General features: G+C 45.5%; 8 protein-coding genes. 1 reads left to right on the forward strand and 7 read right to left on the reverse strand.

Annotated features, from left to right (window positions below; all coding sequences use genetic code 11):
- Positions 1-104: 104 nt before the first annotated feature.
- From BLS28_RS07375 to BLS28_RS07395, 5 genes are all read right to left on the reverse strand, one after another.
- Positions 105-2,204 (reverse strand): alpha-L-arabinofuranosidase family protein, encoded by a 2,100-nt coding sequence (locus BLS28_RS07375; RefSeq protein WP_091164043.1) that lies wholly within the window; start codon positions 2,202-2,204, stop codon positions 105-107.
- Positions 2,205-2,258: 54 nt separating this feature from the next.
- On the reverse strand, positions 2,259-3,833 hold the full coding sequence (locus BLS28_RS07380; protein WP_091164045.1) for a glycoside hydrolase family 43 protein: 1,575 nt from the start codon (positions 3,831-3,833) through the stop codon (positions 2,259-2,261).
- A 10-nt stretch (positions 3,834-3,843) separates the two neighbouring features.
- On the reverse strand, positions 3,844-4,878 hold the full coding sequence (locus tag BLS28_RS07385; protein ID WP_256337366.1) for an endo-1,4-beta-xylanase: 1,035 nt from the start codon (positions 4,876-4,878) through the stop codon (positions 3,844-3,846).
- 176 nt (positions 4,879-5,054) lie between these two features.
- Positions 5,055-6,398, reverse strand: a complete 1,344-nt coding sequence (locus tag BLS28_RS07390; RefSeq protein ID WP_091164047.1) for a family 43 glycosylhydrolase — start codon at positions 6,396-6,398, stop codon at positions 5,055-5,057.
- 38 nt (positions 6,399-6,436) lie between these two features.
- A complete protein-coding gene (locus BLS28_RS07395) occupies positions 6,437-8,347 on the reverse strand; it encodes an alpha/beta hydrolase-fold protein (RefSeq protein ID WP_091164049.1) in 1,911 nt (636 codons plus the stop codon).
- A gap of 486 nt (positions 8,348-8,833) precedes the next feature.
- Here BLS28_RS07395 and BLS28_RS07405 point away from each other — a divergent pair, with 486 nt between their 5' ends.
- Positions 8,834-11,380: a glycoside hydrolase family 9 protein gene (locus tag BLS28_RS07405; RefSeq protein WP_218134375.1), complete on the forward strand. Its 2,547-nt coding sequence runs from the start codon at positions 8,834-8,836 to the stop codon at positions 11,378-11,380.
- A 142-nt stretch (positions 11,381-11,522) separates the two neighbouring features.
- Here BLS28_RS07405 and BLS28_RS07410 read toward each other — a convergent pair whose 3' ends face one another.
- Positions 11,523-11,906 (reverse strand): hypothetical protein, encoded by a 384-nt coding sequence (locus BLS28_RS07410; RefSeq protein WP_091164055.1) that lies wholly within the window; start codon positions 11,904-11,906, stop codon positions 11,523-11,525.
- Positions 11,907-12,076: 170 nt separating this feature from the next.
- Complete coding sequence (locus BLS28_RS07415; RefSeq protein ID WP_091164058.1) at positions 12,077-13,198, reverse strand: alpha/beta hydrolase-fold protein; 1,122 nt, start codon at positions 13,196-13,198, stop codon at positions 12,077-12,079.
- Positions 13,199-13,504 lie beyond the last annotated feature (306 nt).

Below are 13,504 nucleotides of genomic sequence, written 5' to 3' on the forward strand. Positions count from 1 at the left end.
GAGGGCAAGCCCATTCGCCCGAAAACTTAAATTAAATGCGAAAAGCCGGGAGGCCGGCTTTTCATATTTGATAATATATTTGAATTGAACTTCAGCTCAATGACCTATTTGCGCTTCGACAGCCTGATGACGTTGACAGAGTAAGGCTGAAAGGTGTGTTTGAATGACCGGCCAAGCCCGGTTATGGTCGACGTAACCGGGACGATTTTCGTCGGCTCGTCAATTGTATTGGTATCTTCCGGTTTATCGCCCTTTAGTACTACCAGGGTGCCATTTGCAGCCACATCTCCGCCTTTTAGGCTGATGTCGATTTCCCGGGCCATATCGTCGGTATTTACCACCTTCAGATACACGTTTTTAGCATCCTGGGTACAAACAAAAAATAACGCCGGACGCTCGGCCTTAGGGCGCCGCGCGTTTGCCGGCCAATGGCTTATGCCGGCGGTGTCTTTAACTGCCGGTTTGCGTAAGGGGGCATTTTCGGCTGTTATTGGCACCACCTTGGTACCAAGGTAGCTGCCGAACATCTTTTGTACATAATAAGATGGTGAGCCATAACTTTTAAGGGCTGTATAACCAATCAGATCAGAGTCCCATTGCCATGCTTTAGGCTGGCCATTGCCCGCCTGGTTTACGTTCACAAATAATGGTGCATAGCATGACCGCTCTACCAGGTCGCTGTTGCGTTCCATTCCGGTCATCCAGGCAGCATCTCCGAGGGCTGCATTCAGGTTAGTGGTAGGCGCGCCTTCGCGGGTGGCCCATTCGCCTACAAATATTTTAGGGCTGGTTGCACGGTCATAGCTATCGTACTTCGCCGCGTCTTCTTCCATCTGCCAGGCCGATTGGTAATAATGCTCGTCAACCATTTCGGGTTTAACACTGGTTACCTTGTCGGGCTTATAACTTTCAATGGTTGAGATACAGCGTAACTGGGGATATTTAGCTTTTATAGCAGCCTGAAATTGTTTAAAGCGCCCATCGTAGCTATGCGACCTGTCGAACCAGTCCTCATTGCCTATCTCTATATCTGTGAGTTTAAAAGGGGCGGGATGACCGTCGGCAGCCCGTTTTGCACCCCAGTAAGTTTTGGTATCGCCGATACAATATTCAATTTCATCCAGCGCGTCTTTAATATATGGCTCCAATAAAGGCCCCGCATCTATGTGGTCACCACGTAACGAGTAACCGGCAAAAACTGCTAAAAGCGGTTCCATTTTTAAATCTTCACACCATTCTAAAAATTCCAGCAAACCCATGCCGTCGCTTGCACGGTAACCCCAGCTGCCTGTATGGCCGGGGCGCTGTTCCAGCAGGCCTAAGGTTGTTTTCCATGGAAAGGCATCACCCAGGTACGGCCCCTCTAAAAAGTTGCCGCCCGGAAAGCGTAGAAAGGTAGGTTTCATATCGGCCATCATCTGCATTAAATCAATGCGATTGCCATTTGGCCTGTTTTTATACGTTGGGGGAAATAAGGAAACGAGGTTAAAATAGTAAGTGCCTGTCCGGGTAGATGAAATCACAAAACGCGCGTCGGCAGTAGGTTTGATATTTGCAGCAGTTGTGATGGTTAACTCATGCTTTTTCCAGTACGTGCTTTTTTCGAGGTTGATTGTGCCCCTTGCGTAAATTGTTTTGCCATCGGTGCTTTCCAAACTAATGTTGATAATACCGGGGCCATCTTCTGTAACTGCTGTTGCAGGCGGAGCAGCATCAGGCCTGTTACCCCGCGGAAAATTGACAGTTCCGGTTTTGATATAAAATGAGCAGCGATAAGTAGTTGAGGGTGTAACCGGAATACCCCAAAAGCCGTTGTTGGCAATGCCCGTGCGGTTACCATTTGCCTGGCTAACCGTAAGCTTAAGGCAGGTGGTAAGCGCTGCGTTAATAGCATTGCGCCCCTGATCAAAAGGCACATTAGCCGGATCGGCACCAATGAGCTGTATCGATGCCTTGCTATCGCCATCCTGAACAACACTCCAGCCTTCGGGCTGGTTTGGGTTATCCTTGAAAACCCGGTTACGGATCAGTTCGGCATATAAACCTCCGTCATAGGAATGATTGATCTCCTCGGTCATAAGCCCGTAAAGCTTCGGACTTACGTTCACCCCTTTGGTAAGATCCAGGTTGAGGCGGGTTTGCGCCTGTAAACCGCTGAATGCACTTAAACATAAAGCAGATAAGAATAGTAGCTTTTTTGTCATTGTTGGTATTCCTTAATTATTCTGAAATAATGATCGGGCTGATGCATAATTGTTTTATTGTGCATTGCTGATGTGGAAAAAATCAAAATCAACATAACCGCCCGATTGCCTGGTTGCATAGTTAAACAGGCCAAAGCGATATCCCATAAAATGGGGGAGGGTATAAACCATTTGCAGCGGTGTGCCAATAGGTTCCCATTTGCGCCCGTCGAGACTATAAAAAAAGTAGGCTTTATCTGCCCGGTTAGTAAAATCGCAGCTTGCTTTAAGGTAAATGGTTGTTTGCTTTAGAGGTATACTGGCCGCTTCAATAGCCGATCCGGATTGTGCGCTGATCATAACTACTTGTTTGGATCCATGATCTGATTTTACACCAACGAAGCCGTACTTTTTTTGCAGTAAAACCAAACCTGCAAAGTCTCCATCTTTCATATTGGCGACATCAATTAAAGTTGTTCCTGAACATTGAGGGCCAATAGTGCGCTGCGTTAATGTGTTACGTGCCGATAGTACTGTGCTGTCCAGTCGCCCGGTGGTCAATCTCAGGTAGCCGGGCCGCTTTTTTAACGACCATAACTGATCGTCCGGATTGTGGTTCCATTGCCATACCAACGGCAGCACTGGCTCGCCGTTTTTACGGCTAAATTCATCCGGGGATACAATACCCGGCATCAGGCTTTTATTTGCAGGTAAATCCAGCGTATCAGGTGCTTTGTGATCAATACCCAATACAGGCCATCCATCTGTCCAGGTAACCGGTACCAGGTACGGCACCCGGCCAACGGCGCCAAAATCACGAAATAAATAGGCATACCAATCGCCTTTTGGGGTATTGATAAGCCCGCCCTGGGCCACGCCTTTATCCTGAAGCCCTACCTGCCCTTCATAAGGACCGGTCAACTTGTCGGCCCGGTGGATTAAAACGGTACGCATTCCCCCTTTAGGCCAGCTGATATTGAAAAGGTAATATTTCCCCTTAATTTTGAACAGTTGTGAGCCTTCGGCAGGCAAACCAATATTGGGACCGGCAGCAGCGCTTGCATTCTCGATCAGGATTTGCAGTTTTTTATCAGGATTGACGCCAGACAGGTCATCATTCAGTTCGGCCAGCATGATCTTGCCGCTCCCATAGATCATATAAGCTTTGCCGTCATCATCAAAAAAAAGCGAGTGGTCATGTAATGCCGGTTTAAAGGACATTTCTTTCCATGGGCCTTCTTCAATGTTTTTTGTGGCGTAGATATAGGTTTTATTGGTAGTGCCCGAAAATGTGGAAACATAAAAAGTACCGTTATGATAACGCAAGCTGCTTGCCCATGAGCCCCTGCCATATGCGTTTGCTCCGTTTGCCAGGTTAAGGGCATCCCCACCATCAAGCGTATTATACGCGTAACTCACGATATGCCAGTTCACCAAATCTTTTGATTTCATGATTGGCAGCCCCGGATTAAGATGCATTGTGGTGCTGCTTGCATAATAAGTATCGCCAACCCTGATCATCGATACATCCGGAACGTCTGCATATATGATAGGATTTTGTGCTGTTTGCGCGTTTAAAGGCATAATTGCCAGTCGCCATAAAAGGCAGGTAACTGTCAGTTTAAGAAATGCGATATTTTTTGTTTTCATTCATTTTACGTTAAAAGTTAACCACTTCCCAATATGCCTTTTTTCGCTGAAGTTTTTCATCAAACAACAGCGGGTAGGCTTTGATAACTTTGCGGCTTGTGCCCTCGGTCGCAGCTGCGCCTCCGGCAATACCGCCACCACGGAAATCAAGCCAGCTGTACCGGTCTGACACATTCCAAAATGTAACCCCGGTTATTACCTTTTTGTATTTCCTGAATATTTCAAAAATGGCCTTATACCTTTCGGTTTGCTGAGCGGCCATAGTTTCCGTATAAGCGGAATCCGTTAGCGTTTGATCGCCTGCTTTACGCGGTGGGCCAGTACGTACCGTAACATCCAGCTCCGTGATCTGCAGCTTTAATCCAAGTGCTGCATACTTATCCATAGCTTCAGTTATTTGTTGCAAACTGGGGTCATTTAATTTCCAGTGGCCCTGCAAACCTACTCCTGTTACAGGCACCCCGGCGTCTTTAAGGTTCCTGAGCAATTTACAAATCTTATCCCGTTTGGATGGAACCTCACTGTTGTAATCGTTGTAAAAAAGCTGGGCCTCCGGGTCGGCTTCATGGGCATATTCAAACGCTTTGGCAATAAAATCCTCGCCGCAGATCTGGTACCATAATGAGTTACGCAGATAGTTGTCGGGTTTATCATCAATGGCTTCGTTAACTACGTCCCACGCGTATATTTTACCCTTAAAATGATTGACTACCGTGGTAATATGATCCTTAAGCCGCTTCAGTAACACATCTTTACTTACCTGCTTGCCCGTGCTGTCTTTAAACATCCATGCAGGTGCCTGCGCATGCCAAAGCAAATTATGGCCCCTGATTTTCATGTGGTGCTCTTGCGCAAATGCTACAATGGCGTCGGCGTTTTTCCAGTTATATTCATTTTCGCGCGGATGAATGGGTCCCATTTTCATATCGTTTTCCGGCGTAACACTGTTAAACTCCTTTGCAATCAGTTCTGCTTCAGGTCCGTTTATCGCGGCCATGTTAACAGCTACGCCAATAGGAAAATACTTTCGGTAATAATCTTTCAAACCTTTATCAGCCTTATGTGATGAGACTGCAGTCCGGCCATAATCTGTATTATGATGTAGTGCTTGTCGGTTCGTAAAGGATACCAGAGCGGCAAATCCCGTTAGTAACATCGGAAATTTTAATGTTGTAATCGTTATAAATTTCATGTTGGATCAGTTGCAGGTGTGATTTTAATTTATTTGAAACTTATCCAGTCGATATTAACGCCGGTGCCGCTTTTTAATACTATTACCAGGTTGGCGGTTTTAGATGGGAGAGAAGCGAGGCGGGTTTGTATAACTTGCCAATCGTTCCCTTCGGCAATGTTTGCCGAAGCCAATATACGTCCATTGGGATCGCCAAGCCGCACTTCTATAGTTGCTTTACTTGCTGCATTTGCCAGGATCTGCAATTCTTTAAACTTTTTGCTTTCGAAGTCAACACGATTGTAACGGATCCAACTACCTGCATTGTTGAACGTAGTTTTCCAGCCGTCAAATCTTTTTGCGGTATCAAGAAAGGAGATTTTAACGGTACTGTCCTTATCGCTATACCTGTCTATCTGTATTTTTTCTGAGGCTTTGGTGATCCCCACGCCACGTAGGGTTGGGATAACTTTTTTGATCGTTCCGTCGGCGTTAAAAAACAGGCTGTCGCACCTTATCGATCTGTTTTTGTCGAAATTCGGCGATAGGTCGTCGTTGTGATAAAACAAGTACCACTGATTTTTAAACTGGATGATTGACTGATGATTGGTCCAGCAGCCGGAAGCCGACTCATCCATGATCACGCCTGCAAATTTAAAAGGCCCCATCGGGTTGTTGCCGGTAGCATATTCCAGTCGCTCAATCTTATTGGCCACATGCGGATAGGTGAGGTAATAAATGCCATTGCGTTCAAACAGGTAAGGGCCTTCTTTCAGCCCTTTATCAGGCAGTTGGGCTAAAATTATTGGTTCTGAAGCAAGTTCCAGCATATTTTCATTAAGTTTTGCAGCATACAGGTTACCCTGTGCCCAATACAAGTAGGCTTGTCCGTCTTTATCAATAAATACATTAGGATCGATGCCATGCACCCCTTTTATAGGTTCCGGCTGTGGGATAAACGGTCCATAAGGTTTATCGGCCACGGCAACACCAATGGTAAAGCCGCGACCGTTTTCGCTGCCTTTCATGGTAGTAGGGAAGTACATATAATATTTGCCGTTGCGGAAAATGCAGTCGGGAGCCCACATGCTGTACGAAGCAGGGTCGGCCCAGGGCACTGTTGTTTGACTGATGATCATGCCATGATCAGTCCAGTCGGTGAGGTTTGCTGATGAAAAAACGTGGTAATCTTCCATGCAAAACCAACCAGGGCGGCCATGGCCGGGTGTTGCCTTAATATCATGCGAGGGATAAACATATACCCTGTCGCCAAAAACGCGGGCTGAGGGATCGGCCGTAAACTGGTCCCTGATCAATGGATTTTGCGCCATGGATCGCCCGGTGAAGCCCAGTACTGATCCGAATAGCAATAGCCAGAACTTAATATTTTTCATGAACGGAATGTCTTTGATCTGATTTTTTTGATCATTAATTATTTAAACAGGATGGGGGCAAATTTGTAAAGATCATTTCGCCAAACAGGCCAGGTATGGCCGCCAGGGTACTCGTAATAACTATGTTTTATCTTCATCTCGTCCAGCTTGCCCAGCATAACCTGGCAGTTTTTATACGCGATATCCTCCTTGCCGCCCATGGCAATCCAGAATGCTTTTAGGTTGCTGTTGATTTTGGCGGCATTTTTCTTCATAAAGTCATACTGCGTGTCAGCGATGCTGTTTTGTGCAGGTAAAATCCACCCCGAGCTGAATACACCGAGGTAACTGAATGTATCAGTATTGTAGATACCTGTATATAGCGTGTTGAGCCCGCCCATAGAAAGCCCGGCCAGGGCACGGCCCTGCGCGGTACGGTTAACCCGGTAATTCTTTTCTATAAAGGGAATAATGCATTGTTTTATTTCATTTGCAAAGGTTTTGAGGCCGGCTTCACCAAAACCTCCGCCGAAATTGGCATCGGGCATTACCACTAACATGGGTTTCGCTTGCCCGGCCGCAATCAGGTTATCCATGATCATATCGGTTTTGCCTTGGGTTGCCCAGCCGGTTTCGTCCTCGCCGCCGCCATGTAATATATATAATGCAGGATACTTAACCTGGCTTGCATCATAACCGGGCGGAGTGTAAATGAACAATCTTCGCCATGATTTGGTGACGGTTGAAAAATAAGTTTTGATGCGGATATCGCCATGGGGAACATTTTTAATAGCATAATAATCGCCGCCGTCAAAAGGTACTTCAATGCCGCTCGCCATGCGCCCCATGCCATAAAAAGTTTGACTGGAGGGATCGGTTGTAGCAACGCCATCTATAATCAACGAATAATAATGGAAGCCTTCACCAATTGAATCTGTTGTAGCTGTCCAATAACCGGCCGTGTCTTTTACCATGTCATATTTCTTGCCAAGGTCAACCTGAACTTTTTGAGCATCCGGCGCCTTGACACGGAAAAGCACCCGGTGGTCGGGCTGGATAAAAGGATATTTTGAGCCTCTGATATTGGTAGATGCAGGGCCGCCCGAGATCATCATGTTATATTTATCGATATCCACAGGTTTGAACAGGAACTGCGAGAACAGGTAAATATCATTTTTCCAAACTTTAAAGTCGTGGATTCCCGGCTCGACATTGAAGATATGCGGCACATTTTTTTGTTCGAGGTAATCGTGGGTACGTTTACTGAACGACATTAACCCGTCGTGATCGCCGCAGGAGATCCAAAGCAGCTTAAGTTTGCTTTTAGCTGCATCGGGATCAGGTAACAGCTCTTCTGGTTTTTTAGTGTTGGGTGCCGACGAAAAGCCTCCAACCCAGGCAAATTTATCCAGGTTGCCCAGCCCAAAATTAAGTGACTGACCACCGCCCATTGATAATCCGGCCAGTGCCCGATGCTCGCGGTCGGTATAAACTGGATATTTTTTTTGAATAAATGGGATCAGGTCATCCAGCAAGTCATGCTCAAAAGTTGCAAACGCGGCAACTTTATCCGGGGCCATTATATTGCCGGTGGCACGGTCGTCTTTCATGGCGCGGCCGTTGGGCAACACAACGATCATTGGTTCCAGTTTTTTATCGGCATACAAGTTATCCAATATCACCTGGGGCGTGCCCTGGTTAAGCCATTCAAATTCATCGCCGCCAATACCATGTAGCAGGTACAAAACAGGATATGTTTTTTTAGCGGTATAGCCAGGCGGCAGGTAAACTACCGCGCGCCGTTTGGAATCAACTGTTTTTGAGTTGTAGGTAACGGTGTCTAATTTTCCGTGTGCTATACCAGCGCGATAAGTGTCGAAACCGGCCGGTGAATGTTTAAGAGCTGGCTGTGAAAGGGCCAGCAAGGCAGGCAAAATGCCGATGACGGTGAGGTAGGCTATCTTCTTCATAATTTTGTTGTCAGTTAATCCGCTAAACTGATTGCCTTTCGGATTAAGGACGCTAAAGCGGGTTAAATTGTGTTAGTTTTTGCTCGTTTGAGGAATACCCGAAAGTAGGGCAAGCACTTTGCCGCGGTTAACACAAATCATGATAATGATAGCACGAATGTTTAAGACCTGAAAAATGAACCGTCAACCCGGTTTGTGTAAGTGGATAGGAAGCCGGAAAATACGCCCGCTATTCTTCTTTTTGAATAGTTAATTGTATTGATGGCCAGTTTGTTTTGGATATCTGGAATGCTTGCGGCGGCGGTTGGTTGCGGCTGATTGTAACAATCATATAGCATTTTTTGGAACGAAGCCATGCAGATACATTCGTGGTATCAAAATATTGGATTGTGGTAGCAAACCATTTTTTGTACGGATACTTTCGTACGGTCCGTAATCGGTATTCCGATTAATAAACTTCTTTAATAAATCTTATAAACCATGCAATTGAAAATTTACTTACCGAAGCCGGTCATGATGGTGATGGCATTAATTTTTTGCCTGTCATCCCTCCGGGGCACGGCTCAAAAACTAAAACTAAACAAGTTGGGTTATTTCGAAACGCCCGGCGTAAATGTCCTCGTATTCAGTAACCAGTATAACGGGATCTTTCAGGACGAAAAAACAGCAGGTGTTGAGCTGATACACCACGGCGTGCGTACAATTACAGGCGGCGCGGTACGGCTGCAAAACACACCCGAGCAATGGGACCTGGTGCCCACGCTGGTTAACCGTAAGGTTGATAGCATCAACCATCAAATTGATGTTACCATGCGTTACGCCGATTATGATTTTGATTCCAGGATCACCGTTATGCCGAAAGGCAATGGCGTTGAATTGAACTTGTTCCTTGATAAACCGGTACCGGAAAAGTTAGCAGGCAGGGCAGGTTTCAACCTGGAAATTATACCATCTGCTTACTTTGAGAAAACATTTTTGATTGATGGAAAACCGGGCGAGTTTCCGCTGTACCCGGCAGGTTTAACAAAAATGCTTCCTTCAAGCCAAAAAATCCCGCAGTTTGCCGGCCACGGCACATTTGACGATCGTGGCCGCAACGAATTTATCGAGCCCGCGCCATTGGCTACCGGTAAAACACTGGTGATGGCGCCCGAAGATCCTGAGCGTACCATTAAAATTCAATCGTTTGATGCCGACCTTAAGTTGTTTGACGGCCGAAGCCTTGCGCAAAATGGATGGTTTATTGTGCGCAGTTTATTGCCGGCAGGAAAAACGGGCAAAGTATTAACCTGGTATATTGAGCCAAATGCAGTACCTGGTTGGAAGCGTGCGCCCGTAATTGAGTTTTCGCAGGTAGGTTACCGCCCCGAGCAGCAAAAGACAGCAGTAATAGAACTGGATAAAAATGACACGCCATTACAAACCGCCACACTTTTTGAGGTAACTCCCGATGGGAAATACATTGAGCGGCTTAAAACAGCCGTGCAGCGCTGGGGGCAATTTACCCGTTATAATTATTTGAAATTTGATTTCAGCAGTGTGAAAAAGGCCGGGTTATATGTGATAGCCTACGGCGACCAAAAAACTAATGCCTTCCCCATCAATGCAAATGTTTATGAAAATATAGGGCATCCTACAATGGATGTTTGGTTCCCGGTTCAGATGGATCACATGATGGTTAACGAGGCCTACCGCGTATGGCATGGCGCGCCTTTCCTTGATGATGCCTTGCAGGCGCCTCCAAACCACCAGCATTTTGATACGTACCAGATGGGGCCAACTACTGATACCAAATATAAACCGCTTGAACGGATCCCCGGGCTTAATGTTGGCGGTTGGTTTGACGCCGGCGATTTTGATGTTGAAACGCCATCGCACTGCAGCGTTGTGCTGAATTTTGTTGAAGCCTGGGAGAATTTTAAAATCGATCGCGACGAAACATATGTAGATTACCCAACCCGATATGTAGATATACACCGCCCCGACGGAAAGCCTGATCTTTTACAGCAAATCGAACACGGTACGCTTAACCTGGTGGCACAGGTCGTGAACATTGGCCACCCGGCGCGCGGAATCATAGTGCCTAATTTGCACCAGTATCATCACCTCGGCGACGCCGTTAACGAAACAGATAACCTGCCTTATAACGCCTCGCTCAAGCCCTACCAAACCGACGGTAAATCAAGTGGTACCATGGATGACAGATGGGCGTTCACTACGAGGAATATAGCACTGGACTACCAGACTACCGCCGCCCTTGCCGCTGCCAGCAGGGCGTTAAAAGGGTACAATGATACACTGTCTGCTAAAAGTTTGCAAAGTGCCTTGAAACTCTGGCACGAAGATGACAGCCTCAAAATGCACATGGACTCGGCTGCCCGGGCACGTAACAGGTTCCTTGCCGGTAACGAAATGCTTGCCGCGCTCCAATTGTATATCACAACCAAAGATCAACAGTATGCAGATCATTTCAAAAAGCTGATTATGCCGATGCTTGATCGCTTTCCCGGCTTTGTTATGATAAGCGCGCTGCACGCTTACCCTTATATGGATAAAGATTACCAGGATAAAATCGCAGCCTATATGCAAAAGTACAAGGCTTCATGTGATGAGTACGATAAACAAAATCCCTATGGTGTGCCGGTTACTCCAGGTGGCTGGGGTGGTAGCGGGCAGGTGATCAATTACGCCATTACCAACTATTACGCCAATAAGTATTTCCCTAATATAATCGGTCCGGAATATGTTTACAAAGGCTTGAATTATATCTTCGGGTGCCATCCTTATTCCAATCTTTCGTTTGTATCGGCTGTCGGTGTACGTTCAAAAAAAGTAACCTACGGTAATAACCGGGCTGACTTCAGGTTTATTGCCGGTGGCGTAGTACCCGGTATCCTGCTGCTTAAACCCGATTTTCCGGAGAATAAGGAAGACTGGCCGTTTTTCTGGGGGGAGAATGAAGTTACAATAGCCGGCTGTGCGCAGTACATTGTTTTGTCAGGAGCTGCTAATCAGTTAGGTCAGCATAATTAACAAGTTAAAGGAGCATTATTTCAAATTAAACAATCACTTCCCCGATTTCGAATAAAGGGATCGGGGAGGTGGATTTAACCTAAGTACAATCACCAAATGAAGTTTAAATTTTTCATAGACAAGATCATTAAGAAAAGTAAATTTAAAAAAAGAGATCAGGATTGTTTTTAACAAATACCTTATACCATTTTTCAATGAATTCACTTTCTTTAGTATCTCCTTGATCCTTATGGAAACGACTTTCCCATTTCCCTAATGCATACTGTAAAAAATAAAATCCAGCATCGTTAAGATCAGAGTTTTTTAGCTCACTATTAATAGTTATATCTGACAGACCATTGTATTTAATGACGTTGGTTAATTGTTTTTTTTGCAAGAAATCAATTAGCTGAAAGAAACGCCTGTATAAGATTTCGTTCGGTATATCTGCAAAACCTGCTAAAGTGTGTCGATCTGTAACGTCTTTTAAACCTACTATCGATTCGATTAAAAAGTCTTTGTCAGTCCTTGGATATCGTTCAGCCATCGGTTTAGTAATAATAACGTTAATTATGCAAAAAAGGTTGGTTATTTCGATATATCAAAATAACCAACCTTAAATACTTTATTTTTAGAGGACTGTTTATACCAAGAAGCCCTGCTGGCATTTTGCCGGCAGGGCTTCTTGGTGTATGGCCATGTGAATGTAATTGGTATTTACTCTTTAAAAAGCAAAGGCGCAAGTTCGTAAAGACTACGGCGCCAGGTCAGGAACTCATGTGCGGTGTTTTCAGAAATGTAAGATACCGCGTCATATCCCGCACCTTTTAAGGCAACCACGGCATTTTTAACGCCATCGGGCCGTTCCTTGCTGCCGCAGCTTATGAATATCAGTTTAGGTTTGGTTTTGTCTTTAAGCTCATCCGGCGAATAAGTTCCGCCGCTAAGCAGGGCATAATAGGCAAAAAGCTCGGGCTTGTTTAGTGTTATCATATGCGTTTCCATACCGCCCATTGATAATCCCCCCATCGCACGGTGAGCCCTGTCTGCACGTGTGCGGAAGCTTGCATCAACGTAGGGGATAAGCTCGTCAGTTAAAACTGTTTGAAAGTGATCAATCTTAAAACTTTTAAATGCGCCAGGGCCGGGCTTCACGTCGTTGGTCATGCCGTAAGTCATTACAATAATGAATGGCTGTATTTTACCGGTTGCAATTAAGTTATCCATAATCAGGTTGGCATGGCCCTGGTTGCTCCACGCGGTTTCATCTTCGCCCCAGCCATGCTGCAGATATAGTACCGGATATTTTTTTGATTTATCCTTTTCGTACCCTGGTGGCGTGTAAACAAAAGCCCTGCGCTGGGTATTAGTGCTTTTTGAAGGAAAAAGGATCTGCTGTACATTGCCATGCGGAACATCTTTAAGCGCATAAAAATCCTGGTCGTGTGCGGGGATCTCAATGCCGCTTTCCCAACGTGTGGATCCATAAAAATTTAATGTGCCCGGATCGTTAAATACCCCGCCATCGATGGTTAAGTGGTAGTAATGAAATCCTTCATCCATCGGGCCTTCTGTAGTGCCGGTCCAGAACCCATCAGCTCCTTTTGTGAGTTTGGTGCCCCCGCGCCCGCCAAGGCCAAGGCTGACTTTTATGCTGTCGGACTGTGGAGCCTTAATACGAAAGCGCGCGTAGCCTTGCGAGTTTACCTGTGGGTACTCTTGTCCCGGCTGGTTAAAAGTTGATGGTTTGAAATCTTCGGCAATTGAAGCTGTTTGTGCCATGCAGAGACTGGAGGCACATGTAACGGCCAACAAGGCAAGTAAACATTTTGGTTTCATAATAGAATATTGAGGTTTATAAATTGTGGATATAATGAAGCACCGGGGTTGTCTTGAGCCGGTAAAACATCGGAATGCGATAAATGGATTAAATCATGGTTAATTGTTTTTATTACACATATTTTGGTGGTTGCTTTGGTTTTACTTTTACCGGAGCCCGTTTTCGTTGTTTATGAAAAGTTGATCATGGGTGAAATATTTAAAAATAATTTATAATAGCTATACTGTTGTTTTAGGCGGCTTTTTTTATAATAAAAGTATTTTTATGTCAAAAACAAGGCGCGCAGTTTTTAGCATAATTTTACA

It is taken from the genome of Mucilaginibacter gossypii (assembly GCF_900100945.1).
GTDB classification, from domain to species: Bacteria; Bacteroidota; Bacteroidia; order Sphingobacteriales; family Sphingobacteriaceae; genus Mucilaginibacter; species Mucilaginibacter gossypii.

Bases quoted from the DNA above. Each gene is read 5' to 3' on its own strand.
- BLS28_RS07415 (WP_091164058.1), bottom strand. From the start codon at position 13,198: ATGAAACCAAAATGTTTACTTGCCTTGTTGGCCGTTACATGTGCCTCC.
- BLS28_RS07380 (WP_091164045.1), bottom strand. From the start codon at position 3,833: ATGAAAACAAAAAATATCGCATTTCTTAAACTGACAGTTACCTGCCTT.
- BLS28_RS07395 (WP_091164049.1), bottom strand. From the start codon at position 8,347: ATGAAGAAGATAGCCTACCTCACCGTCATCGGCATTTTGCCTGCCTTG.
- BLS28_RS07410 (WP_091164055.1), bottom strand. From the start codon at position 11,906: ATGGCTGAACGATATCCAAGGACTGACAAAGACTTTTTAATCGAATCG.
- BLS28_RS07390 (WP_091164047.1), bottom strand. From the start codon at position 6,398: ATGAAAAATATTAAGTTCTGGCTATTGCTATTCGGATCAGTACTGGGC.
- BLS28_RS07375 (WP_091164043.1), bottom strand. From the start codon at position 2,204: ATGACAAAAAAGCTACTATTCTTATCTGCTTTATGTTTAAGTGCATTC.